Origin of the sequence: Pseudomonas soli (genome assembly GCF_900110655.1) — a bacterium.
Taxonomy (GTDB): domain Bacteria; phylum Pseudomonadota; class Gammaproteobacteria; order Pseudomonadales; family Pseudomonadaceae; genus Aquipseudomonas; species Aquipseudomonas soli.
In genome coordinates, this window is sequence record NZ_FOEQ01000002.1 from 425645 (window position 1) to 451707 (window position 26063).

Genomic DNA, 26063 nt, shown 5'->3' on the forward strand with positions numbered 1-26063 from the left:
CATGCGATTGAATGCGCTGCTGCCCCTGACCCTCGCCCTGCTCGCCGCCCCCTCGCTGCAAGCAGAGGAACTGCCCAAGGCGATCCAGCAACTGCAAGCCAAGGGCGCCGTGATCAAGGGCAGCTTCGACGCCCCCAATGGGCTGCGCGGCTATGCCGCCGAGTACCACAACAACGGCATCGCCCTGTACCTCACCCCCGACGGCAAGCACGTGCTGGTCGGCAGCCTGTTCGACGAGCAAGGCAAGGACCTCAGCGCCGAGCCACTGGAAAAACTGGTGTACGCACCGATGAGCAAGGCCGTGTGGGCGAAGATGGAAAAGACCGCCTGGATCCAGGACGGCAAGGTCGACGCGCCGCGTACCGTCTACCTGTTTAGCGACCCCAACTGCCCCTACTGCAACATGTTCTGGCAACAGGCCCGTCCTTGGGTCGAGTCAGGCAAGGTGCAGCTGCGCCACATCATGGTCGGCATCATCCGCGAGGACAGCCCGGGCAAGTCCGCCGCGCTGCTCGCCGCCAAGGACCCGGCCAAGGCCTTGCAGGAACACGAGAAGGCCGGCAAGGCCAGCACGCTCAAGGCACTGGACAAGGTGCCGGAGGCGGTACAGAAGAAGCTCGAGGCGAACCTGGCGCTGATGGAGGAACTGGGCCTGGCGGCAACCCCGGCGATCTTCTATCAGGACGAGCAGGGGCAGCTGCAGAGCCAACAAGGCGCCCCGCGGCCGGAGATGCTCGGGAAGATCCTCGGCAAACGCTGAAAACCATCGCGGGGCAAGCGGCACAGAGTCGATGCGACTTGCCCCGCGATGACCGTTACAACGCCTCCAGCTCCGCCATCAGGTCGCTCAACCTATCGACCTTGGCGTCATCCAGCGCGCTGTCCTGCAGCCCGCGCACATAGTCCGCCAGCTCTTGCACCGTACTGCACTCGAACATCGCCCGCAGCGGCACGTTCAACTGCAGGGCCTTCTGCACCCGCGATGCGATCTGCGTTGCCAGCAGCGAATGCCCGCCCAGCTCGAAGAAGTTGTCGCGCACACCCACCCGCTCGGCCTTGAGCACATCGGCCCAGATCCCGGCGAGGGTCTCTTCAAGCTCGTTGCGCGGCGCCAGGTAGGCCTGGCTGTGCTGGCCACCGATATCGATGGCCGGCAGCGCCTTGCGGTCAAGCTTGCCGTTGGCGTTGTGCGGCAGGCTGTCGAACCAGCCCCAGTGCAGCGGCACCATGTACTCCGGCAACTCGGCGCGCAGGCGCTGCTTGAGCTGGTCGAGCAGCGCGGCGTCGGCACTGACGCCCTGGTGCGCCACCAGGTAGCCAACCAGATGCTTGCCGTTGACGCCTTCCTGCACGCCCACCGCGGCATCGCGCAGCTCCGGCTGTTCGTGCAGGCGCGCCTCGATCTCGCCCAGCTCGATGCGGTAGCCACGGATCTTCACCTGATGGTCGATACGCCCGACGTACTCCAGCACGCCATCCGGACGGCGCCGCGCCAGGTCGCCGGTGCGGTACAGGCGCTCACCAGGCGCACCGTACGGGTGCGGGATGAACGCCTGCGCCGTGCGCAGCGGGTCGCCGACATAGCCACGGCCCACACCGGTACCAGCGACGCACAGCTCGCCCACTGCGCCCAGCGGCACCAGGGTCTGGTCCTCGCCGAGCAGGTACAGGCGGTTGTTGTCGGTCGGCGTGCCTATCGGCAGGTAGCTGCCCTGGGTCGAGGCGGCATCGACGCGGAAGAACGCCACGTCGTCCGAGCACTCCGCCGGGCCGTAGGCGTTGACCAGGCCGATGGCCGGGTAGCGTTGCAGCCACTGCGCGGCCAGCTCGGGCGGCATGGCCTCGCCGGTCGGCAGCATCCAGCGCAGGCCATCGAGCGCCTGGTGATCGTTGGCCAGCATGCCCTGGATCAGCGACGGCACACTCTCCAGCACGGTGATGCCGGTGGCCTGCACATGGCTCAGCAGGCCTTGCGGATCATGGGCGATGGCGTTCGGCACGATCTCCACGCGGGCCCCGAACAGCGGCGCGGCGAGGAACTGCCACACCGAGATGTCGAAGCTCTGCGAGGCGGTCTGGGCAATTACGTCCTGCTCGTCCAGGGCCAGGTACGGCACCTTGCTCAGCTGATTGTTGAGCATGCCGCGCTGCTCGACCATCACGCCCTTGGGCAGGCCGGTGGAGCCGGAGGTGTAGATCACGTAGGCAAGGTTGTCCGGAGCGCTGTGGATGCCAAGGTTGTGGCTGGCCACGTTGCTTGCCTGCACGTCTTCCCAGACCAGCAGCTTCGGCCGCGCCGCGCCTGCCACTTCATCGAGCAGCTGGCGCGCCTGCTCGGCGCAGGCCGCGCTGCACACCAGCACCGGCGTGCGGCTCAGCTCGACGATGCGTTGCAGGCGCGCCGCCGGCAGGCCCGGATCCAGCGGCAGGTAGCCGGCGCCGGCCTTGAAGCTGCCGACGATCATGCCCAGCAGCGCCAGGCCGCGCTCGGCCAGCAGCGCCACCGGTTGGTCGATGGCCACGCCAGCCGCAACCAAGGCATGACCCAGCCGGTTGGCCGCCACGTTCAGGCCCGCATAGTCGTAAGCGGCCGTCTCGCAACGGGCGACGGTGCGCTGCGGATGCGCGGCCACCCGTGCCTCGAACAGCTCGACGTAGCTCTGCTCCAGCGCATAGTCATGCTCGGTACGGTTGCAGTCCTCGAGCAGGAAACGTTGTTCGTCGGCCCCCAGCAGCGGCAGCTCGCCGACCTCGCCCTCGAAGCCCTCGACCAGCGCCAGCAGCAGGCGCTTGAATTCGGCGAGCAGGCGCTCGACGGTCGGGTAGTCGAAGTAGCGCTGGTCGAACGACAGGTGCAGGCCCAGGTCATCGCCCGGGTAGCACACCGCGGTCAGCGGGAAGTTGGTGTGGGTCCGGCCCGAGTCGGAGCTGGCGTCCAGATGCTGGGCGTGGTCGAGCACCGCAGTTTCCACCGGGGCGTTCTCGAACACGAACAGGCTGTCGAACAGCGGCTGGCCCTTGGGCAGTTCGCTGCATTCCTGGATCGCCACCAGCGGCAGGTACTCGTATTCACGCAACTGCATGTTGCGATCGAGCAAGCCCTGCAGCCACTGACGCACGCTGCTGCGCTCGCCCGGCTGCGGCAACTGCACGCGCAGGGCGATGCTGTTGATGAACAAGCCGACCGTGCGCTGCATCTGCGGCAGGCTCACCGGGCGCCCGGCCACGGTGACGCCGAACACCACGTCGCGATCGCCGCTGTAGCGCGCCAGGGTCAAGGCCCAGGCCGCCTGGGCGAAGGTGTTGACCGTCAGTTGGTGGGCCTGGGCCAGTTCACGCAGGCGGGCGCCCTCGCTCACTTGCAGGCGGGTGTAGCAGTCACCCACGACCATGCCGTCACCGGCGTGGTCATGGCGCAGCGGACGGTCGCTGGGAATCGCCGTGGCGCGCTCGAAGCCGGCCAGGTTGGCCTGCCACCACTGGCGCGCCTGGTCGAGATCCTGGCGCTGCAGCCAGCCGATATAGTCGCGGTAGCGCGGCGGTACCGGCAACTGGGCCTGGCGCCCTTCGCCCAGGGCCTGGTAGATCTCGAAGAAGTCGTTCATCAGCAGCGAGCGGCACCAGGCATCGATGAGGATGTGGTGGTTGCTCATCATGAACCAGTAACGCGCATCGTCCACGCGCACCAGGCGCAGGTGGAACGGTGCTTCGCGCAGCAGCTCGAAGCCGGCCTCGCGCTCCTCCTTGTGCAGCGCTTGCAGGCGCGCTTCCTGGGCGTGCTCGTCAAGGCCGCGCCAGTCCTGGTAGTCCACCGCGGTCTTGCCGGGTTTGTGGATGATCTGCAGCATCGCTTCGCCGGCGTTCCAGCTAAACGAGGCACGCAACGCCTCGTGGCGCGCCACCACCGCCTGCCAGGCCTGGGCGAAGCGCTCGGGGTCGAGGGCGCTGTTGATGCGGTAGCGGTCCTGCATGTAGTAGATGCCGGTGCCCGGCTCGAGCAGGGTGTGCAGCAGCAGGCCTTCCTGCATCGGCGTCAGCGGGTAGACGTCCTCGATCTCGGCGGCCGGGATCGGCAGCGTGTCGATCTGCTCCTGGGTCAGTTGCGCCAGGGGGAAGTCCGAGGGGGTGAAGCTGCCGTTGCCGTCCGCCAGGCAATGGGCGACCAACGCCAGCAGCTCCTGGCGATAGGCCTCGGCCAGACGGGCGATGGTCGCCTCGTCATAGCGCTCGGCACTGTAGCTCCAGCGCAGTTGCAGTGCGCCGCCGTAGACCTGGCCATCGACGCTCAGCCAGTTCGGCAGCGGCGCATCCAGGTCATGGGCCAGGCCCACCGGGGCGTCCAGCGGCTGGAACAGTGCCGCCTGGTCGAACTGTTGGTCGAACTGACCGAGGTAGTTGAAGGTGATCCGGGCCTGGGGCAAGGCGGCCATGCGCTCACGCCCTAGCTCGTCGGCCAGGTAGCGCAGCACACCGTAGCCCTGGCCTTTGTGCGGCACGTGGCGCAGTTGTTCCTTGATGCGCTTGATCGACGTGGCGCGACCAACTTCGCCATCAGCCATTACGGGGCTCAGGCTCAGTGGGTAGGCGTTGGTGAACCAGCCGACGCTGCGGGTCAGGTCCATGTCCTCGAACAGACCATCGCGACCATGGCCTTCCAACTGCACCAGCACCTGCTCGTCGCCGCTCCAGTGGCACAGTGTGCGCGCCAGGGCAGTCAGCAGCAGATCGTTGACCTGGGTGTGGTAGGCCGCCGGCGCCTGTTGCAGCAGTTGGCGGGTCTGTTCCACGTTCAGGTCGATGGCAAGGCTGCGGGCATGGCGGTGCAGGTTGCCGCCTTGAGGGTGGTCGCAGGGCAGTTCGCGACGGGCGCTGCCCAGTTGCGCTTCCCACCAGCCCAGCTCGTCGCGCAGCGAATCGCTGCCGGCATAGCTGGCCAGGCGCGCCGCCCAGTCGCCCATGGCATGGGTCTTGGCGGCCAGGGTTTCACCGCGGTACAGCGCCTGCAGGTCTTCCAGCAAGACGCGCCAGGACACGCCATCGACCACCAGGTGGTGGATCGCCAGCAGCAGGCGCTGGACGCCCTGGTCATCACTGACCAACAAGGCGCGCAGCAGCGGCCCCTCGGCCAGGTCCAAGCTGCGCTGCACATCGGTATACAGTGCCTGGCAGTCGTCGAAATCGCTCACCGTCGCGGTCCACAGCAACGGCTGTGTGCTCGGCTGGGCGTACTCGGCCTGCCAGCGGCCGTTGGCCTGGCCAAAGCGCAGGCGCAGGCTGTCGTGGTGTTGCACCAGCGCGGCCAAAGCCCGCTCCAGCGCCTCGGCCTGCAATGGCTGGCGCACACAGAGCAGCACCGCCTGGTTCCAGTGCTGCGGTTGCGGCACTTCGCTGTCGAAGAACCAGTGCTGGATCGGCGTCAGGCCGGCGCTGCCCTGACGTGCGCCCTGCTCGATAGCGCTCGGCGCCTCGCTGCGGGTCACCACTGCCGCCAGGGTCTGGATGGTCTGGTGCTGGAACAGGTCACGTGGGGTGAACTGCAACCCCAGCTGGCGGGCACGGCTGACCACCTGGATCGACAGGATCGAGTCGCCGCCCAGTTCGAAGAAGTTGTTTTGCACGCCGATGCGCGGCAAGTTGAGCACCTCGCGCCAGATCTGCGCCAGCTGGCTTTCCAGCTCGTTGGCCGGGGCCTGGTAGTGCTGACGCGCCTGCTCCAGGTCCGGGGCCGGCAACGCTCGGCGGTCGAGCTTGCCGTTGCCCATCAGCGGCAGGCTGTCGAGCAGCACCAGGTGCGCCGGCACCATGTAGTCGGGCAGGTGCCGGCGGGCATCGGCCTTTACCGCCTCGCGCAGCAGGGCCTGGGCCTCGCCGTCGGCGCTCGCCTGTGGGCACACCAGGTAACCCACCAGTTGCCTGCCGCCCGGCAGGTCGAGGGCCAGGACCACTGCCTCCTCGACGTCGGCGTGCTCCTGCAGGCGGCTCTCGATCTCGCCCAGCTCGATACGGAAGCCACGGATCTTCACCTGCTGGTCGGCCCGCCCGACATACTCCACCAGGCCATCGGCGCGCAGGCGCACCAGATCGCCGGTACGGTACAGGCGACCGCCGGCATGGCTGAACGGGTCGGCGACGAAACGCTCGGCACTCAGGCCCGGACGGTCGTGGTAGCCCTGGGCCAGGCCGGCACCGCCGACGTACAGTTCTCCGATGCCGCCTTGCGGCAGCAGCGCCAGGTCCTCGTCAAGGATATAGGCGGTGCGGGCACCGATAACCCGGCCGATCGGCACACTGCCGGCGTCGACCGGTATCTGCTCCGGTGCCAGGCAGGCCAGCGGCATCACCACCGTTTCGGTCGGGCCGTAGGCGTTGAAGAACTGTTGCGGCGCAAAGGCCTGGCGGATGCGTTGCAGGTGCTCGCCGGTCAAGGCCTCGCCACCGGTGATCACCAGGCGCACCGGTAATTGCTCGCCCTGCCCGGCCAGGTACTGGGCCAACTGGCTGCCGTAGCTCGGGGTGAAACCGAGCACACTGACTTGCTGCTCGCGCACCAGCTGGCAGATTTCCTCGGCGCCCCACTGGCCCTGGGCACGCAACACCACGCGGGCACCGCACAGCAGCGGCACCAGCAGGCGCTCGCTGGCGGCGTCGAAGTTGATCGAATAGAAGTGCAGCTCGCAGTCGTCGCTGCGCATGCCGAACTCGGCGATCACCGCCTTGCAGTGCATGGCAATTTCACCGTGGCTGACCACCACGCCCTTGGGCTTGCCAGTGGAACCGGAGGTGTAGATCAGGTAGGCCTGGTGCTGCGGCAGGTTGAGGTTGTCCAGGGCGGCGTCGCTGTAGGCGGAAAGGCTCGCGGCATCGTCCTCCAGGCTCCAGCGGGCAACGCCTGGCGGCAGTTCGCCCAGGGTGTCGAGCAACGCCCGCTGGCCGATCAGCAGGCCCAAGCGGCTGTCCTCGATCATGTAGCGCAGGCGGTCGAGCGGGTATTCCGGGTCCAGCGGCACGTAGGCGCCACCGGCCTTGAGGATGGCCAGCAGGCCGACCACCATCTCCAGCGATCGCTCCAGCGCCAGGCCTACCCGCACCTGCGGGCCGACGCCGCGCTCGCGCAGGGCGCGGGCCAGGCGGTTGGCCTGCTGGTCGAGCTCGGCGTAGCTCAGGTGCTGGCCGGCGAAGGTCAGGGCCAGGGCCTGCGGGGTCCGCTCAGCCTGGGCGGCGAACAGCCCGTGCAGCGTCTGGTCCAGTGCGAAGTCCTGCTCGCCCTGCAGCTGGCCGATCAGCACCTGCTGCTCGGCTTCAGCCAGCATCGGCAGTTCGCACAGGCGCTGCTGCGGATCGTCGATCAGCGCCACCAGCAACTGCTGCCAGTGCTCGGCCATGCGCGCGATGCGCGGCTCATCGAACAGGTCGCGGCTGTAGGTGAAGCAGCAGCCCAGGCGGCCATCGAGGTCGGTGACCTCAAGGTACAGGTCGAATTTGGTGGCGCTGGCGTCGTTGACCAGGTAATCCACCTGCATGCCCACCAGTTCACGGCTCTGCTGGAAGGCCCAGCGCTGCACGTTGCACATCACCTGGAACAGCGGGTTGTAAGCGCTCGAGCGCGGCGGCTGCAAGGCCTCGACCAGTTGCTCGAATGGCAGGTCCTGATGCGACTGGCCATCGATGATGGTCTGGCGCACTTGGTCGAGCAACGCGCCGGCGCTCATCTGCCCGTCCAGTTCGCAACGCAGCACCTGGGTGTTGAGGAAGGCGCCGATCAACCCCTCGCTTTCCGGGCGAATACGGTTGGCCACCGGCGCGCCGATGCGCAGGTCGCGCTGGCCGCTGTAGCGGTGCAGCAACGCGGCCAGGGTAGCGGTCATGGTCATGAACAGGGTCAGGCCGCGCTGGCTGTTGAAGGCGTGCACGCGCTTGACCAGCGCCGGATCCAGGTCGAAGCGGTACAGCTCGCCGCGGTGGCTCTGCACTGCCGGGCGTGGACGATCGGCGGGCAGCGCCAGCACCGGATGCTCATCGCCCAGGCGGTCCTTCCAGTAGGCCAGCTGGCGATCGCCCTCGCCGCTTTCCAGCCACTGGCGCTGCCATACGCTGTAGTCGAGGTACTGCACCGGCAGCGGCGCCAGCGGCGACTCGCGCTCGTCGACGAAGGCCTCGTACAGCTCGCCCAGTTCGCGGGCGAAGATGTCCATGGCCCAGCCTTCGGTGACGATATGGTGCAGGGTCAGGACGAAGTAGTGCTCGCGCTCGCCGGCCTTGACCAGGCAGGAGCGCAACAGCGGACCGCGCTCCAGGTCGAACGGCTGGTGCGCCTGGTCGTCGGCCAGTTGCTGCAGGCGTTGCTGGCGGGCCTCGCCGGCCAGGGCGCTGAAGTCATGCCAGTGCAGTTGCACGTGGCTGTGATCGGCCACGCACTGGTAAGGCTTGCCGTCGATGCTGGGGAAAGTGGTGCGCAGGGTTTCGTGACGCACGATCAACGCCTGCAGGGCGCGCTCGAAGGCATCCACATGCAGCAGGCCCTGGAAGCGAGCCATGCCGCCGACGTTGTAGGCGGGGCTATGCGGATCCATCTGCCAGAGGAACCACATGCGCTGCTGCGAGTACGACAGCGGCACCGCCTGGCGGCGGTCGACACGGGCGATGGCACCTTGCAGGTTGTGTGCGCCGCAACCCTGCAGACGGGAAATTTCGGCGCAGAACGCGCCCAGCTCGCTGGCCTCGAACAAGGCCTTGAGCGGCAACTCGACATTCAGCGCCTGGCGAGTGCGCGAGACGATCTGGGTGGCCAGCAGCGAGTGGCCGCCGAGGGCGAAGAAGTCATCCTGCAAGCCGACCTGCGGCCGGCCCAAGACCTCGCGCCAGATCGCCGCGACCTGTTGTTGCAATGCACTTTGCGGCTCGACATGTTCATGTTGCTGCCAGACCGGTGCCGGCAGCGCCTTGCGATCGACCTTGCCGTTCGGCCCCAGGGGCATCTGCGCAAGATGGATGAGTTGTGCCGGCACCATGTAGGCCGGCAGGCGCTCGGCCAATGCGGCCAGCAGCGCCTCGGTCTGCTCGACACCGCTGTAATAGCCCACCAGCTGGGCACCGACGGCATCCTTGTGGATCAGTACCAGTGCCTGGGCGACACCCAGCTCGGCCAGCAGCACAGCCTGCACCTCCTCCGGCTCGACGCGGAAGCCGCGCACCTTCACCTGCTGGTCGAGGCGCCCCAGGTACTCCAGGGCCTGGCTCTGCACATGCCAGCGGGCGCGGTCGCCGCTGCGGTACAGCCGTGCGCCGTCGCCATCGGGCTGCGGCACGAAGCGCTCGGCGGTCAGCCCAGGGCGGCCGAGGTAGCCGCGGGCCAGGCCCGCGCCACCCAGGCACAGCTCGCCGGGCACGCCCGGCGCGGTCAACTCGAACTCATCGTCCAGCACCCGGCACAGCACGTTGCCCAGCGGGCGGCCGATAGGCGAGCGCTCGCCGTCATGCGCCTGGCAGTGCCAGTGGGTGACGTTGATCGCGGTTTCAGTCGGACCATAGCGGTTGTGCAGTTGCACCTGTGGCAGCAGTTGCAGCACGCGGTCACGCAACGCGGCGGACAACGCCTCGCCACCGGAGAACAACCGGCGCAGGCTGGTGCAGCCGGCGGCCAACGGCTCCTGGACGAACACCTGCAGCAACGGCGGGACGAAGTGCAGCGTGGTCACCGCGTGTTGCTGGATCAGTTGGGCGATGCGCTGCGGATCGCGATGTTCGCCGGGGCCAGCCAGGACCAGCTTGCAACCGGTGACCAGCGGCCAGAAGCACTCCCACACCGACACGTCGAAGCTGATCGGCGCCTTCTGCATCAGCACGTCGCTGTCAACCAGCGCATAGCTGGCCTGCATCCACTGCAGGCGCTCGGCCAGCGCCGCATGGGTGTTGCCCACGCCCTTGGGCTGGCCGGTGGAGCCGGAGGTGTAGATCACATAGGCGAGGTTGTCGCCGTGCAGGTGCAGGCCGGGGGCCTGGCTTGGCCAGCTGTCCAGGTGCAACTGGTCGAGGGCGATGGCGCTCACGCCTTCGACCTGCGGCAGTTTGTCGAGCAGGCTGCTGTGGCTGAGCAGCAGGCCGGCCTGGCAATCACCGAGCATGTAGGCCAGGCGCTCGGCCGGGTAGTCGGTGTCCAGCGGCACGTAGGCGCCACCGGCCTTGAGAATGGCCAGCAGGCCGACCAGCAGCTGCGGCGAACGCTCCAGGGCAATCGCCACGCAAGTGTCCGGACCGACGCCCTTGTCGCGCAGGTAGTGCGCCAGGCGGTTGGCCTGCTGGTGCAGTTCGGCATAGCCCAGTTGACCGCCCTCCCACACCAGCGCGGTGCGCTCGGGGCTCAGGCGCGCCTGTTCGTTGAGTTGCTCGACCAGCAGGCGCGGCGCGCTCACCATGGGCGCCTGGCCCCACTCGAGCAGTTGCGTCTGGCTGTGTTCGTCGAGCAGGCGCACCTCGCCAATGGCCAGCTGCTGCTCGGCGCAGACCTGTTCGAGCAAGGCCAGCAGATGGCTGGCCAGGCGCTTGACGGTGGCCGCCTCGAACAACCCGGCGGCGTAGTCGAAGGCCAGCGTCAGGCGGCCCTGGTGGTCTTCCTCGCTGTGCAACTGCAGGTCGAACTTGGCTTCGCGGCTGTGCCACGGCAGCTCTTCGGCGAGCAGGCCGGGCAGGCGACGCAAGGCCGACAGGTCGCGTTGCTGGTGGTTGAACATGACCTGGAACAGGCCTTGTTCACGGGCCTGCGGCAGCGCCTCGAGCAGTTGCTCGAAGGGCAGGTCCTGATGGGCCTGGGCCTCCAGGGTGGCTTGGCGCGCCTGGGCCAGCAGCCCGGCGAACGGCAAGCGGCCGTCGAGTTCGGCGCGGAGCACCTGGGTGTTGATGAAGAAGCCGACCATGCCCTGGGTTTCCAGGCGCGGACGGTTGGCGTTGGGCACGCCGACGCGGATGTCGCCCTGGCCGCTGTAGCGGTGCAGCACAGCCTGCCAGCCGGCTAGCAGGACCATGAAAAGGCTGGCCTGCTGCTCGCGGGCCAGGTCCTTGAGGGCGCTGGTCAGTGCCGCAGGTACCTTGAGGCTGTGGCGCGCGGCGCGGCTGTGCTGCTGGCTGGCGCGGGGCTGGTCGGTGCACAGGTCGAGCACCGGCAGTTCGTCACCCAGCTTGTTCTTCCAGTAGTCGAGCTGGCGGGCGCTTTCGCCCTCGGCCAGCCACTGGCGCTGCCACTGGCCGTAGTCGGCGTAGCCCAGCGTCAGTTCGGGCAGTTGCACGGCCTGGCCCTGTGCGGCGTACAGGCGAGCGAACTCATCCAGCAGGATGTTCAGCGACCAGCCGTCGGCGACGATGTGGTGCAGGGTCACCCACAGCTGGTGCTCTTCGTCGTCCAGGCGCGCCAGGGTCACCCGCAGGAGCGGGCCCTGGCGCAGATCGAACGGCTGCTGCGCCTCATCCTCGCGGCGCGCGGCCACCTCGGCGGGAGACTGCCCTTCGAGGTCCAGATGACGCAGGGTGAACGCCTGGCTCGGCAGGATGCGTTGCACGGCCTGGCCATCGACTTCGTCGAACAACGTGCGCAGGGATTCATGGCGTGCCACCAGGGCCTGGAAGCTGGCCTGCAGCGCCGCGACATCCAGCTCGCCGCGCAGGTGCAGCCCGGCGGGGATGTTGTAGGCGGCGGACTGCGGCTCCAGCTGCCACAACAGCCACAAGCGGTTCTGTGCCAGTGACTGCGGCAGGGCCTGGTCGCGGGCCTGGGTTTCGATGGTGCCGGCGGCGCTGCCACCTTCGGCGAGGACGGCCGCCACGGCGGCGCTGTATTCGGCCAGGGTCGGTGCTTCGAACAGGGTGCGCAGGCTGAGCTGGATGCCCAGTTCGTCGCCCAGGCGCGCGGTCACCTGGGTGGCCGCGATGGAGTTGCCGCCCAGCAGCAGGAAGTGATCGTGCGCCGCCACCGCCTCGACCTTGAGCAGCTCACGCCAGATTCCCGCGATCCGTACCTGCAGGTCGTCACCGGCCACGCCATTGCCCTGCTCCGTCTGCGCCATCGGGAAACGCGCATAGATATCCAGGCTGCCGTCGTTCATGCGCAGGCGGCAGGCCGAGCGCTGCAGCTTGCCGCTGGAGGTCTTGGGCAAGGCGCCCGGGTTGAGCAGCAACACCACGGCCGGCGCCTGGCGACAGGCATCGGCAGTGACCCGGCGCAGGGTATTGATCAGCGCCTCGGGCGTGTGCGCCTTCTGCACATTGCGGCTGATCTCCACCGCCACGCCGATGCCCTCCTCGCCCTGATCGTCGACGGCGAACACCGCCACCCGGCCCTTGCGCAGCACATCGACTTCACGCTCGAGGGTCTTTTCCAGGTCCTGCGGGTAGATGTTCTGGCCACGGACGATAAGCATGTCCTTCAAGCGCCCGGTGACGAACACTTCGCCATCGCGCATGAAGCCGAGATCGCCGGTGCGCAGCCAGGTCTGGCCGTCACGCTCGACAAAGGTCCGGGCGCTGGCCTCGGGGTTGCGCCAGTAGCCTAGGGCGATGCTCGGGCCGCCGGCCCAGATCTCGCCGACCCGGTTGTCCTCCAGCACCTCCAGGCGCTGCGGGTCGACAATGCACACCGCATGGCCCGGCTGCGGGTAGCCGCAGCTCATCAGCACGCTGCCCTGGCCGGGCTCGGCGCGGTTGGCGGCGAAGGCCTCGGCATCCAGCTCCAGCGCGCCGATACCCTGGCCACGGCGGCTGCCGCTGACGAACAGGGTGGCCTCGGCCAGGCCATAGCTGGCGAAGAAGCTGCTGGCGGTGAAGCCGCAGGCGGCAAACTTTTCAGCGAAGGTATCGAGACTGTCCTGGCGGATCGGCTCGGACCCCGAATAGGCCACGCGCCAGCGGCTCAGGTCCAGGCCGGCGAGCGCGGCCTCGCTGACCCGCTCGCTGCACAGCCGGTAGGCGAAATCCGGACCGCCACTGATGGTGCCGCCGTACTCGCTGATCGCCTGCAGCCAGCGCAATGGCCGGGCGAGGAAATAGCCCGGCGACATCAGCACGCAGGGCACGCCACTGAAGATCGGCTGCAGCAGGCCACCGATCAGGCCCATGTCGTGGTACAGCGGCAACCAGCTGACGATCACGTCGTCCGGATTCAGATCGATGCCGAAACCGTGGCGAATCAGCTGTTCGTTGGCCACAAGGTTGCCATGACTGACCTGCACGCCCTTGGGCAGCGCGGTGGAGCCGGAGGTGTATTGCAGAAAAGCGATGTCGCTGCCTTCCAGCACCGGCTCGTGCCATTGCGCGGCCAACTGCGGATCCAGGCTGTCCACGGCCAGCAGGCCCGGAGCCTTGGCGCCAGCCAAGGCGTCGAGACCCTGCAAGCTGTCTTCCAGCGCCTTTACCGTCAGCAGCAAGCGCGGTTCGGCGTCGTCGATGATCGACAGCAGGCGTTCCTGATGGTGCTGACGCGACGACTCCGGCGGGTAGGCCGGCACGGCGATCACCCCGGCATACAGGCAGCCGAAGAACGCCGCGACGTAGTCCGGCCCACTGGGAAACAGCAGTACGGCACGCTCGCCGAACCCGGCCTGCGACTGCAACGCCGCCGCGATGGTCCGTGCGCGCTGGTCGAGGTCCCGATAGCTGAGCACTGCCTGCTCGCCGGGCGCATCGGCCAGGAAGCGCAAGGCAATGCGCTCCGGGGTCTGGGCGGCGCGTTGCGCCAAGGCCTGGACCAGCGAGTGCGGGAGTTCGAAGGCGTCCGTCATGGAATGTTCCTGCCAGTGTCTGGGTGAGTCGCGCCTGACTGGTCCGCGCGACTGGCGGGCAGTGTTGGGCAGCCGAGATGTACACAGGGGAACGGATGGGCGGGAAAAGAAATTAGGCCCATCGGAAGGCCGCAAAGGGCGAACGCAGAGGCAAAAGTTGAAGCGTTTCACACAGCGAAGCTTAGAACTGAAATGTATGAAAACTCATTAACTTTCGTATTTGACAATCATTATCATTACGAATAGCTTGTCGCACGTCGTAGGAAGCCTCCTTAAGAGGTGCGCTCCCTCTCCTCTCTGAGACAAGGTGATTTCCATGGCGGAACAACTATCCACAGGTAAGTGCGATTCACCGTTACTCCAGGCATTCGTCGACAACCGCAGCATCCTGGTCAAGATCGCAGCCCGCATTACCGGCTGCCGCTCGCGCGCCGAGGATGTGGTGCAGGATGCCTTCTTCAGGCTCAGCGCCGCCCCGCAGATCACCTCATCGTTCAAGGCCCAGCTCAGCTACCTGTTCCAGATCGTGCGCAACCTCGCTATCGATCACTACCGCAAACAGGCCATGGAACTGAGGTACTCCGGCAGCGAAGAGGAAGGGATGAACGTGGTCATCCAGAACGCTTCACCTGAAGCCACCCACATCAACCTCGCCACCCTGGAACACATCGCCGACGCCCTCGAGGAATTGCCCAAGCGCACCCGCTACGCCTTCGAGATGTACCGCCTGCATGGCGTGCCGCAGAAAGATATCGCCAAGGAGCTGGGCGTCTCGCCGACACTGGTCAACTTCATGATCCGCGATGCGCTGATCCATTGCCGCAAGAGCAGCCGCCTGGGGTGAGGCCGTTGGAGTTGGGTAAACCCGCTCTTGCAGGGCCGCGTTTACCTCAGCGACCGTGCCACCACTCCTTACTGAATACGCGAGGGTCTTGCCAGAATTTAGTCGTGGGGCGCTTCGACGGTGATCTGGTACGGTCGGAAGATGCGCAGCAGTTCGCCATTTTCCCGCAACTGGCGCAGCAGGCTGGCGAACGCCTCGGGGCTGATGGACGCCCCAGGACGCAGCAGCGCGTAGTGGTGGTAGACCTGGTCGACCCGCTGCGATGCCAGCAACTGGCTGGAACTGTCCGGGTTGCGCTTGAGGAAATCGCTGAGATAGGAACGGGTGACCAGAGCGATGTCCGCACGCCCACGCTCGACCATGTTCAGGTTGCTGTCGTGGGAATAGGTCAGGGTCGCCCTGTAGCGCTTCTTCAACCACGCCGGGTCCGGATTGAAATCGGCGAAGGCGTAGTGGTAGCCATTGAACAACGCCAGGCGCTTGCCTTCGAGGTCGTCGAAGTAGTGCTGGTCACGCCCGGCCTGCTGGCGGCTGACGAAGATCTCGGCATCCTCCAGCCCCATGTCCACGGTATTGTGGGCAATTTCCTGCCAGCCCCACTGCGGGTTCTCGAAAATCGCCATGTCGGTGCGGCCTTGCTGGAAATCGCCAAAGCGCCGGGGGATCGAGGTGGGCACCAGGACGAAACGGTGCCGGGACTGCAAACGGTTCAACGCCTCGACCAATTGCGGCAGCAAACCGGTGTCGGCGCCCTGCTCGGGGCGCACGGTATAGGGTGGGAAGTGCGCCGCCCCGATCTTCACTTCCAGCACCTCGTCGGCCCGCGCCGCACTGCCCAGCGATACCGCGGCCAACAATAACAGGGAGGACGATACCTTGACGCTGGACAGTGGAATCAAGTCGGGACACTCATCACGGGTGGGGGCCTTAATGCGCCTAAGCTAGGCGTTTTCCCACACGGGCACAACCGCCGAATATGCCAAAGTGCCAGGGGATGCCGTGGCCCTCGACTTTGGCTACGCTCTACGGGCCGGCAGGCTCTAAAGAGTCCGTCGGCCTTCATGCATTGAAAGGGAGCCTGGCATGGGCCACTGGTTGGTGATCGACCTGGAAGCCACCACCGACGACGGTGGCTGGCCGGTCACGGAAATGGAAATCATTGAAATCGGCGCGAGCCTGGTCACCCGCGAAGGGCGCGAGGTCGATCACTTCCAGCGTTTCGTACGCCCCAGGCGGCGCCCGCAGTTGACGCCATTCTGCTGCCAACTGACCCACATCGCCCAGGCCGACGTCGATGGCGCAGAAAAATTCGACCTGGTCTGGCGCCAGTTCGAACAATGGCTGCAACCGCACCAGGCGCAGTTGCACGCATGGGTCAGCTGGGGCGACTACGACCGCAAGCAGTTGCTGCAGGAGTGGCAACTGCATCATGTGCGCAGCGTGCTGGAGCAGCTGCCGCATATCAACCTCAAGCAACGTTTCGCCAAGGCCCGCCATCTGCAGCGCCCGGCTGGCCTGAACAGTGCCCTGCAACTGGCCGGCCTGCAGTTTTCCGGGCAGCAGCACCGAGCCTTGGAAGACGCGCGCAACACCGCCCGCCTGCTGCCCTCGAGCCTGCCGCCGGGCACCGCCTGAAACAGATGACGCTGGGGCGGGCCTTGGGCATACTGGCCAGCCTTTTTTCATCCCTTTTCAGGAGTCGCCCGATGTTCAAGGTCAATGAGTACTTCGATGGCACCGTCAAGTCGATCGCCTTCGAAGGCAAGGAAGGTCCGGCCACCGTAGGCGTGATGGCCCCAGGCGAGTACGAGTTCGGCACCGCCAAGCGCGAGATCATGCATGTGGTTTCCGGCGCCCTGAGCGTGAAGCTGCCGGGTAGCGACAACTGGGAAACCTTCAACGCTGGCGACAAGTTCAACGTGGCCGCCGACAGCAAGTTCCAACTGAAGGTAGCCGTGGACACTGCCTACCTGTGCGAGTACCGCGACTAAGCACCAACCTGTAACGCCCTCATCGCCGGCAAGCCGGCTCCCACAGGGACGGCGCTTGGCTTTAGGGCAGCGTGGCCGGGGTGGGAGCCGGCTTGTCGTGGCGACGAACCGCAGCGATGGGCTGCAAAGCAGCCCCAAGCGGTCTAGACCTTGAGAAACGCCGCCACCCGCTCCGCCGCCGCCTGCATATGCTGCTCGTGGCTGAACCCCGAGGCCTTCAGCGGCTTCAGATCATGGTCCGCCGCCGCCAGCCAGCTCACCTCGATCGCCGGCGATAGCGCATACCCCTCGACCGCCTCGCGATTGCCCAGGGCATCCCGCTCGCCCTGCACGATCAGCGTGCGTGTGCGCAGGCCCGCAAGATGCTCCACGCGGGGTTTCTCCGGCTTGCCAACGGCATAGAACGGATACCCCAGACACACCAGCGCATCGGCGCCCAGTTCATCAGCCAACAGGCTGGCCATGCGCCCCCCCATGGACTTGCCACCTATGGCCAACGGCCCTGCGACTAAACGCCGCACCTGTTCGTATACAGTCCGCCAGGACTCCAGCAACACCTTCTGCGGATTGGGCGGCCGCTTGCCGCCATTCATCCGCCGTTCGGCCATGTAGGGAAACTCGAAGCGCACCACCCCTACCCCTTGCCCCGCCAGCCTTTGCGCCATGTCCTCCATGAACCCGCTGTCCATCGGCGCACCGGCGCCGTGGGCCAGGATCAGGCAGCCGCAAACGCCGCGATCCGCCGGAATTTGCGGAGGATCGCAGCGCAAGCCTGGGACATTTCCGATCTTCGCCCATTGATCCCCGTCAATACCGGCACTTTGCCCATTAATCATGCTTGCCTCGCTGTCTAGCCTGCCTATAACCGTGGATGGGAACCCATACATGAACACAACCAGCAGTACCGCCTACAACTACCAGGTGGTCCGCCAATTCGCCATCATGACGGTGGTGTGGGGCATCGTCGGGATGGGGCTCGGCGTCTTCATTGCCGCCCAGCTCGCCTGGCCCGCCTTCAACCTTGACCTGCCGTGGACCAGCTTCGGCCGCCTGCGACCCTTGCACACCAACGCGGTGATCTTCGCCTTCGGCGGCTGTGCCCTGTTCGCCACCTCGTATTATTCGGTGCAACGCACCTGCCAGACCACCCTGTTCGCGCCACGCCTGGCCGCGTTCACCTTCTGGGGCTGGCAACTGGTGATCCTGCTGGCGGCCATCAGCCTGCCGCTCGGCTACACCAGCACCAAGGAATACGCCGAACTGGAGTGGCCGATCGACATCCTGATCACCATCGTCTGGGTCGCCTATGCCGTGGTGTTCTTCGGTACGCTGATGAAGCGCAACACCAAGCACATCTATGTCGGTAACTGGTTCTTCGGCGCCTTCATCCTGACCGTGGCGATCCTGCATATCGTCAACAACCTGGAAGTGCCGGTCAGCCTGACCAAGTCCTATTCGCTGTACGCCGGCGCCACCGATGCCATGGTGCAGTGGTGGTACGGCCACAACGCCGTGGGCTTCTTCCTGACCGCCGGCTTCCTGGGGATGATGTACTACTACGTGCCCAAGCAGGCTGAACGCCCGGTGTATTCGTATCGCCTGTCGATCGTGCACTTCTGGGCGCTGATCACCCTGTACATCTGGGCCGGCCCGCACCACCTGCACTACACCGCCCTGCCCGACTGGGCGCAGTCGCTGGGCATGATCATGTCGCTGATCCTCCTGGCCCCGAGCTGGGGCGGCATGATCAACGGCATGATGACCCTCTCGGGCGCCTGGCATAAGCTGCGCAGCGACCCGATCCTGCGCTTCCTGGTCGTCTCCCTGGCGTTCTACGGCATGTCCACCTTCGAAGGCCCGATGATGGCCATCAAGACGGTCAACGCCCTGTCCCACTACACCGACTGGACCATCGGCCACGTTCATGCCGGCGCGCTCGGCTGGGTAGCGATGATCTCCATCGGCGCGCTGTACCACACCATTCCAAAAGTGTTCGGCAAGGAGCGCATGTACAGCCTCGGGCTGATCAACGCGCACTTCTGGCTGGCAACCATCGGCACCGTGCTCTACATCGCCTCGATGTGGGTCAACGGCATCGCCCAGGGCCTGATGTGGCGCGCGGTCAACAGCGACGGCACGCTGACCTATTCGTTCGTCGAAACCCTGGTGGCCAGCCACCCAGGCTTCGTCGTGCGCTTCGTCGGCGGCGTGATCTTCCTCAGCGGCATGTTCCTGATGGCCTGGAACACCTGGCGCACCGTGCGTGCCCCGGCTGACGAGCAAGCCACCGCCAATGCCCAGCTGGCTTGAGGAGTAGAGCCTGATGAAACACGAAGTCGTTGAGAAAAACATAGGCCTGATGGCCCTGCTGATGGTGTTCGCCGTCAGCATCGGCGGCCTGACCCAGATCGTCCCGCTGTTCTTCCAGGACGTCACCAACAAGCCGGTCGAAGGCATGAAGCCCTACACCGCCCTGCAGCTCGAAGGCCGCGACATCTACATCCGCGAAGGCTGCGTTGGCTGCCACTCGCAGATGGTGCGGCCATTCCGCGCCGAAACCGAGCGCTACGGGCACTACTCGGTGGCCGGCGAGAGCGTCTGGGACCACCCGTTCCTGTGGGGCTCCAAGCGTACCGGCCCGGACCTGGCCCGGGTCGGCGGCCGCTACTCGGACGACTGGCACCGCGCGCACCTGTACAACCCGCGCAACGTGGTGCCTGAGTCGAAGATGCCGTCCTACCCGTGGCTGGTGTCCTCGCAGGTCGACAACAGCCACACCGACGTCAAGATGCGCGTGCTGCGCAGCCTGGGCGTGCCGTACACCGACGACGACATCGCCGGGGCCAAGGACGCGGTCAAGGGCAAGACCGAGATGGACGCGCTGGTCGCCTACCTGCAGGTGCTCGGCACCGCGATCAAGAACAAGAGGTGAGTGCGATGGAAATGGACATCGGCATGATCCGCGGCCTGGGCACCCTGGTGGTGATGATCGCCTTCATCGGCCTGTCGCTCTGGGTGTTCAACCGCCGCCGCGACCGTGATTTCGCCGAAGCGCGCCTGCTGCCCTTCGTCGACGACCGCCTGCCCCCCGCCGGGCAGGAACCTGCTGCAATGAGGAGTACCCGGCAATGACCACCTTCTGGAGTACGTACATCAGCGTACTGACCATCGGCAGCCTGATCGGCCTGACCTGGCTGCTGCTCGGCACCCGCAAGGGCCAGAGCAGCGACACCACCGACCAGACCATGGGCCACAGCTTCGATGGCATCGAGGAGTACGACAACCCGCTGCCGAAATGGTGGTTCTGGCTGTTCGTCGGCACCCTGGTGTTCTCGGTCGGTTACCTGATCCTCTACCCGGGCCTTGGCAACTGGAAAGGCATCCTGCCCGGCTACGAGAACGGCTGGACCCAGGTGGATGAATGGCAGAAAGAAATGGACAAGGCTGACGCCAAGTTCGGCCCGATCTTCGCCAAATACGCCGCCATGCCCGTGGAGGAAGTGGCCAAGGATCCGCAGGCGCTGAAGATGGGCAGCCGGCTGTTCGCCTCCAACTGCTCGGTGTGCCACGGCTCCGACGCCAAGGGCTCGTACGGCTTCCCCAACCTGACCGACAAGGACTGGCGCTGGGGCGGCGAGCCGGAGACCATCAAGGCCTCGATCATGAACGGCCGCCACGGCGTGATGCCGGGCTGGGCCACGGTGATCGGCGAGCAGGGCGTGGCGGATGTCGCTGCGTTCGTGCTGACCAACCTCGATGGCCGCAGCCTGCCGGAAGGCGTCAAGGCCGACCCGGCCAAGGGCCAGGAGATCTTCGCCAGCAACTGCGTGGCCTGCCACGGCCCCACCGGCAAGGGTACCCCAGCCATGGGCGCACCCGACCTGACCCACCCGCAGGCGTTCATCTACGGCTCGAGCTTCGCCCAGCTACAGCAGACCATCCGTTACGGCCGCCAGGGCCAGATGCCGGCGCAGCAGGATATCCAGGGCAATGACAAGGTCCACCTGCTGGCGGCCTATGTCTACAGCCTGTCGCAGGATGAAGTGCCGGAAACCGTAACCGCCAAGTAAACAAGCGCAACACCCCTGTGGGAGCCAGACCGCTCCCACAGGCCCGCTCCACCCTCCCCGCCTTGCACCCCCTCCGAACACAACTAAGCTTGTTGCCACAGTGGCTCCGCTCGCAGCGACCGGAACAGACGTGGTGCACAGCCTGACATCACGCACCGATCCTGGACGCTCGAGCCTGCGGCTTTGGGATGTGCCTTGCGTGCCCGTCCCAGAAACAAAAGCTTGACCGATCGATCAGAAAAACCTGGAAAACGGTACACATTACAAATATTTATTTGTGTACAATCGTTCAGCCCCCAACGCCACGGGACGGTGGCGAAAAGGGTCCGGACACGGGTCGGCGTACATGACTTGCGTTGCCATAACCCTGGTGGTTATCAATACTGGCGCCGATTTACCAACCAACAAGAACACCCAAACCGTGGAACCTTAGAATGAGCACTGCAATCAGTCCGACTGCTTATAACTATAAGGTCGTCCGCCAGTTCGCCATCATGACGGTGGTCTGGGGGATCCTTGGCATGGGGCTCGGCGTCTTCATCGCCTCGCAACTGGTATGGCCCCAGCTCAACCTGGACCTGCCATGGACGAGCTTCGGCCGCCTGCGCCCGCTGCACACCAACCTGGTGATCTTCGCCTTCGGTGGCTGTGCCCTGTTCGGCACCAGCTACTACGTGGTGCAGCGCACCTGCCAGACCCGCCTGATCTCCGACAGCATGGCCGCCTTCACCTTCTGGGGCTGGCAGGCGGTGATCGTCGGCGCGCTGATCACCCTGCCGATGGGCTTCACCACCACCAAGGAGTACGCCGAGCTCGAATGGCCGCTGGCGATCCTGCTGGCCATCGTCTGGGTCACCTACGCCCTGGTGTTCTTCGGCACCATCGTCAAGCGCAAGACCAAGCACATCTACGTCGGCAACTGGTTCTACGGCGCCTTCATCGTGGTCACCGCGATGCTGCACATCGTCAACCACATCTCGCTGCCGGTGAGCCTGTTCAAGTCCTACTCGGCCTACGCCGGGGCCACCGACGCGATGATCCAGTGGTGGTACGGCCACAACGCCGTGGGCTTCTTCCTCACCACCGGCTTCCTGGGGATGATGTACTACTTCGTGCCCAAGCAGGCCGAACGCCCGATCTACTCCTATCGCCTGTCGATCGTGCACTTCTGGGCGCTGATCACCCTGTACATCTGGGCCGGCCCCCACCACCTGCACTACACCGCGCTGCCGGACTGGGCGCAGTCGCTGGGCATGGTGATGTCGATCATCCTCCTGGCGCCGAGCTGGGGTGGCATGATCAACGGCATGATGACCCTGTCCGGCGCCTGGCATAAGCTGCGCACCGACCCGATCCTGCGCTTCCTCGTGGTGTCGCTGGCCTTCTATGGCATGTCCACCTTCGAAGGCCCGATGATGGCCATCAAGACGGTCAACTCGCTGTCGCACTACACCGACTGGACCATCGGCCACGTCCACGCCGGCGCCCTTGGCTGGGTGGCGATGATCTCGATCGGCGCGGTCTACCACATGATCCCGAAACTCTACGGCCGCCAGCAGATGCATAGCATCGGGCTGATCAACGCACACTTCTGGCTGGCAACCATCGGCACCGTGCTGTACATCGCCTCGATGTGGGTCAACGGCATCACCCAGGGCCTGATGTGGCGCGCCATCAACGACGACGGCACCCTCACCTACTCCTTCGTCGAAGCCCTGCAGGCCAGCCACCCGGGCTTCATCGTTCGCGCCCTGGGCGGTGCGTTCTTCGCCTCCGGCATGCTGCTGATGGCCTACAACGTGTACCGCACCGTACGCGCCGCCAACCCGGTGGAGGCTGAGGAAGCCACCAAGATCGTCGTTGTGGGAGCCCACTGATGAAGCATGAAGCAGTCGAGAAGAACATTGGCCTGATGGCCTTCTTCATGGTCATCGCCGTCAGCGTCGGCGGCCTGACCCAGATCGTCCCGCTGTTCTTCCAGGACGTCACCAACAAGCCGGTCGAGGGCATGAAGCCACGCACCGCGCTGGAGCTCGAAGGCCGCGACATCTACATCCGCGAAGGCTGCGTCGGTTGCCACTCGCAGATGATCCGCCCGTTCCGCGCCGAGACCGAGCGCTACGGCCACTACTCGGTGGCCGGCGAAAGCGTGTGGGACCACCCGTTCCTGTGGGGCTCCAAGCGCACCGGCCCGGACCTGGCCCGCGTCGGCGGGCGCTACTCGGACGACTGGCACCGCGCGCACCTGTACAACCCGCGCAACGTGGTGCCTGAGTCGAAAATGCCGTCGTACCCGTGGCTGGTCGAGCACAAGCTCGACGGCAAGGACACCGCCAAGAAGATGGAAGTGCTGCGCACCCTGGGTACCCCCTACACCGATGAAGACATCGCCGGCGCCGCCGACGCGGTCAAGGGCAAGACCGAGATGGACGCGCTCGTCGCGTACCTGCAAGGCCTTGGCACCCTCATCAAGAGCAAACGGTGACCGTGATGGATATCGGGATGATTCGCGGCCTGGGCACCGTCGTGGTGCTGGTGGCCTTCGTGGGCCTGGCGCTGTGGGTGTTCAGCCCACGGCGCAAGCGGGAATTCGACGAGGCAACGCAATTGCCGTTCGCGGACGACCCCGAAGCCACCCGTCACGTCGAGCAAGCACAAGCTTCTAGGAGCAAAAAACAATGACAACCTTCTGGAGTCTGTACGTCACCGTCCTGACCCTGGGCACCATCTTCGCCTTGACCTGGCTGCTGCTGTCGACCCGCCGGGGCCAGCGCGAAGAGATTACCGACGAAGTCGTCGGCCACGCATTCGACGGCATCGAGGAGTACGACAACCCCCTGCCGAAGTGGTGGTTCTGGCTGTTTGTCGGCACCGTCGTCTTCGCCCTCGGCTACCTGGTGCTCTACCCGGGCCTGGGCAACTGGAAAGGCATCCTGCCGGGCTACGCATACGTCGACAACGAAAAGAAGACCGAGTTTTCCAACGGCCAGGCCGGCTGGACCGGCGTGCACGAATGGGAAAAGGAAATGGCCAAGGCCGACGCCCGCTTCGGGCCGATCTTCGCCAAGTTCGCGGCCATGCCGCTGGAGGAAGTGGCCAAGGATCCGCAAGCCCTGAAGATGGGCGCGCGCCTGTTTGCCTCCAACTGCTCGGTATGCCACGGCTCCGATGCCCGCGGCGCCTACGGCTTCCCCAACCTGACCGACAACGACTGGCGCTGGGGCGGTGAACCAGAGACCATCAAGACCACCATCATGAACGGTCGCCATGGCGTGATGCCAGGCTGGGCCACGGTGATCGGCGAACAGGGGGTGGCCGATGTGGCGGCCTTCGTGCTGACCAACCTTGACGGCCGCAAGCTGCCCGAGGACGCCAAGGCCGACCCGGCCAAAGGCAAGGAAATCTTCGCCACCAACTGCGTGGCCTGCCACGGCCCCGAAGGCAAGGGCACCCCGGCGATGGGCGCGCCCAACCTGACCCACCCGCAGGCGTTCATCTACGGTTCGAGCTTCGCCCAGTTGCAACAGACCATCCGCTATGGTCGCCAGGGCCAGATGCCGGCCCAGGCGCAGATGCAGGGCAACGACAAGGTGCACCTGCTGGCGGCGTACGTGTACAGCCTGTCGCATCAGGAGCAACAGCAGGCAGCAAAGGCCGAGTAACCCATGGGAGCGGCGGTGCACCGCTGCGACTTGCCCCGCGATGGTCGCGAAGCTGGCGACGCCATCGCGGGGCAAGCCCGCTCCCACGCCCACTTACAGGGCAAAAAGCTCAGACGACTGACCTGAATCAATTGACACCCGCCATAACACGATTCACACCACGAACCCAACGCGACTAAGTGTCGCAGTGCGCCCCGCATGCGCCATCACAGGCGTATCATGGGCCGCAGAGCGCTAGCAGAACGCGCGAGACTGCGGCCGGCACGCACTGGCCGCGGCATTTCTCCACTGCCGTGGGACTTGATAATGAGCAAGCAAATTCCGGTACATGATGTCACCCCGCCTGCCAGCAAAGGGAAGGATTCCGTCGACCTCTACGCCTCGCGCGAAAAAATCTACACCCGCGCCTTCACCGGACTCTTTCGCAGGTTGCGGATGGTCGGCGGCGCTGCTCTGTTCCTGCTGTATTTCGGCACCGTCTGGCTGAACTGGGGCGGTCACCAGGCCGTGTGGTGGAACCTGCCCGAGCGCAAGTTCTACATCTTCGGCGCCACCATATGGCCACAGGACTTCATCCTGCTCTCGGGCATCCTCATCGTCGCCGCCTTCGGCCTGTTCTTCATCACCGTGTACGCCGGTCGGGTCTGGTGCGGCTACACCTGCCCGCAGAGCGTGTGGACCTGGGTGTTCATGTGGTGCGAGAAAGTCACCGAGGGCGACCGCAACCAGCGCATGAAGCTCGACAAGGCGCCCATGAGCGCCAACAAGTTCCTGCGCAAGCTGGCCAAGCACAGCCTGTGGCTGTTGATCGGCTTCGTCACCGGCATGACCTTCGTCGGCTATTTCTCGCCGATCCGCGAGCTGGCCATCGAGTTCTTTACCGGCCAGGCCGATGGCTGGGCCTACTTCTGGGTCGGTTTCTTCACCCTGGCCACCTATGGCAACGCCGGTTGGCTGCGCGAGCAGGTGTGCATCTACATGTGCCCGTACGCGCGCTTCCAGAGCGTGATGTTCGACAAGGACACCCTGATCGTTTCCTATGACCCGCGCCGCGGCGAGACCCGCGGCCCGCGCAAGAAGGACATCGACTACAAGGCCAAGGGTTTGGGCGACTGCATCGACTGCACCATGTGCGTACAGGTCTGCCCCACCGGCATCGACATCCGTGACGGCCTGCAGATCGAGTGCATCGGCTGCGCCGCCTGCATCGACGCCTGCGACAGCATCATGGACAAGATGAACTACCCCAAGGGCCTTATCAGCTACACCACCGAGCACAACCTGTCCGGGCAGAAGACCCACATGCTGCGCCCGCGCCTGATCGGCTATGCCTTGGTGCTGTTGGTGATGATAGGCGCCCTGGTGACCGCCTTCGCCACCCGTTCGCTGGTGGGCTTCGACGTGGCCAAGGACCGCGTGCTCTATCGCGAGAACGCACAAGGACGGATAGAGAACGTCTACAGCCTCAAGGTGATGAACAAGGATCAGCGCGACCACATTTACGTGCTCGACGCCGCCGGCCTGCCCGACCTCAAACTCGAGGGCCAGCGTGAGATCCGTGTGGCCGCCGGCGATATCGTCAACCTGCCAGTGCAGTTGTCGGTCGCACCGGAACAGCTGCCCTCGACCACCAACGAAATCACCTTCATCCTCAAGGACGCCGACGACGGCGCCAGCCAGGTTGAAGCCAAGAGCCGCTTCATCGGCCCACAGATCCGCTGAGAGAGAACCTA

At 65.7% G+C, this 26063-nt stretch carries 16 protein-coding genes; 13 read left to right on the top strand and 3 right to left on the bottom strand.

The window, feature by feature from the left end:
- The first annotated feature begins 1 nt into the window (after position 1).
- Positions 2–760 (top strand): thiol:disulfide interchange protein DsbG, encoded by a 759-nt coding sequence (gene dsbG, locus BMY03_RS06555; RefSeq protein WP_094010583.1) that lies wholly within the window; start codon positions 2–4, stop codon positions 758–760.
- A 55-nt stretch (positions 761–815) separates the two neighbouring features.
- Here dsbG and BMY03_RS06560 read toward each other — a convergent pair whose 3' ends face one another.
- On the bottom strand, positions 816–13763 hold the full coding sequence (locus BMY03_RS06560; RefSeq protein ID WP_094010584.1) for a non-ribosomal peptide synthetase: 12948 nt from the start codon (positions 13761–13763) through the stop codon (positions 816–818).
- Positions 13764–14079: 316 nt separating this feature from the next.
- Between BMY03_RS06560 and BMY03_RS06565 the strand changes: the two genes are divergently transcribed.
- Positions 14080–14607 carry an RNA polymerase factor sigma-70 gene (locus BMY03_RS06565; protein WP_023632290.1) on the top strand — a complete coding sequence of 176 codons (528 nt, stop codon included), beginning with the start codon at positions 14080–14082 and terminating at the stop codon, positions 14605–14607.
- Positions 14608–14705: 98 nt separating this feature from the next.
- On the opposite strand, the gene BMY03_RS06570 is transcribed toward BMY03_RS06565, so the two are convergent.
- Positions 14706–15506, bottom strand: coding sequence for a substrate-binding periplasmic protein (locus BMY03_RS06570; RefSeq protein WP_094010585.1), 801 nt, complete (start codon positions 15504–15506; stop codon positions 14706–14708).
- 184 nt (positions 15507–15690) lie between these two features.
- Here BMY03_RS06570 and BMY03_RS06575 point away from each other — a divergent pair, with 184 nt between their 5' ends.
- Positions 15691–16242, top strand: a complete 552-nt coding sequence (locus BMY03_RS06575) for a 3'-5' exonuclease (protein WP_094010586.1) — start codon at positions 15691–15693, stop codon at positions 16240–16242.
- 71 nt (positions 16243–16313) lie between these two features.
- Complete coding sequence (gene ppnP, locus BMY03_RS06580; protein WP_038705716.1) at positions 16314–16598, top strand: pyrimidine/purine nucleoside phosphorylase; 285 nt, start codon at positions 16314–16316, stop codon at positions 16596–16598.
- 143 nt (positions 16599–16741) lie between these two features.
- Here the strand turns inward: ppnP and BMY03_RS06585 are convergent, their stop codons facing one another.
- Positions 16742–17434, bottom strand: a complete 693-nt coding sequence (locus BMY03_RS06585) for an alpha/beta family hydrolase (RefSeq protein WP_094010754.1) — start codon at positions 17432–17434, stop codon at positions 16742–16744.
- 49 nt (positions 17435–17483) lie between these two features.
- Between BMY03_RS06585 and ccoN (BMY03_RS06590) the strand changes: the two genes are divergently transcribed.
- The 9 genes from ccoN (BMY03_RS06590) to ccoG all read left to right on the top strand — a co-directional run bounded on the left by ccoN (BMY03_RS06590) (position 17484) and on the right by ccoG (position 26052).
- Positions 17484–18908, top strand: a complete 1425-nt coding sequence (gene ccoN, locus BMY03_RS06590; protein WP_038705715.1) for a cytochrome-c oxidase, cbb3-type subunit I — start codon at positions 17484–17486, stop codon at positions 18906–18908.
- A gap of 13 nt (positions 18909–18921) precedes the next feature.
- Positions 18922–19530 carry a cytochrome-c oxidase, cbb3-type subunit II gene (gene ccoO, locus BMY03_RS06595; RefSeq protein ID WP_038705714.1) on the top strand — a complete coding sequence of 203 codons (609 nt, stop codon included), beginning with the start codon at positions 18922–18924 and terminating at the stop codon, positions 19528–19530.
- Positions 19531–19535: 5 nt separating this feature from the next.
- Complete coding sequence (locus tag BMY03_RS06600) at positions 19536–19730, top strand: cbb3-type cytochrome oxidase subunit 3 (protein WP_023632287.1); 195 nt, start codon at positions 19536–19538, stop codon at positions 19728–19730.
- A complete protein-coding gene (ccoP, locus tag BMY03_RS06605; RefSeq protein WP_038705713.1) occupies positions 19727–20668 on the top strand; it encodes a cytochrome-c oxidase, cbb3-type subunit III in 942 nt (313 codons plus the stop codon). The genes BMY03_RS06600 and ccoP (BMY03_RS06605) overlap by 4 nt, the downstream gene beginning before the upstream one ends.
- A gap of 434 nt (positions 20669–21102) precedes the next feature.
- Complete coding sequence (ccoN, locus tag BMY03_RS06615) at positions 21103–22545, top strand: cytochrome-c oxidase, cbb3-type subunit I (RefSeq protein WP_023631368.1); 1443 nt, start codon at positions 21103–21105, stop codon at positions 22543–22545.
- Positions 22545–23153, top strand: a complete 609-nt coding sequence (gene ccoO, locus BMY03_RS06620; RefSeq protein WP_023631369.1) for a cytochrome-c oxidase, cbb3-type subunit II — start codon at positions 22545–22547, stop codon at positions 23151–23153. Before ccoN (BMY03_RS06615) ends, ccoO (BMY03_RS06620) begins: the two co-directional genes overlap by 1 nt.
- A gap of 5 nt (positions 23154–23158) precedes the next feature.
- Positions 23159–23350 (top strand): CcoQ/FixQ family Cbb3-type cytochrome c oxidase assembly chaperone, encoded by a 192-nt coding sequence (locus tag BMY03_RS06625; RefSeq protein WP_031315534.1) that lies wholly within the window; start codon positions 23159–23161, stop codon positions 23348–23350.
- Positions 23347–24330, top strand: a complete 984-nt coding sequence (gene ccoP / locus BMY03_RS06630; RefSeq protein WP_038705712.1) for a cytochrome-c oxidase, cbb3-type subunit III — start codon at positions 23347–23349, stop codon at positions 24328–24330. Before BMY03_RS06625 ends, ccoP (BMY03_RS06630) begins: the two co-directional genes overlap by 4 nt.
- Positions 24331–24636: 306 nt before the next feature.
- Complete coding sequence (ccoG, locus tag BMY03_RS06635) at positions 24637–26052, top strand: cytochrome c oxidase accessory protein CcoG (protein ID WP_023631365.1); 1416 nt, start codon at positions 24637–24639, stop codon at positions 26050–26052.
- Positions 26053–26063 lie beyond the last annotated feature (11 nt).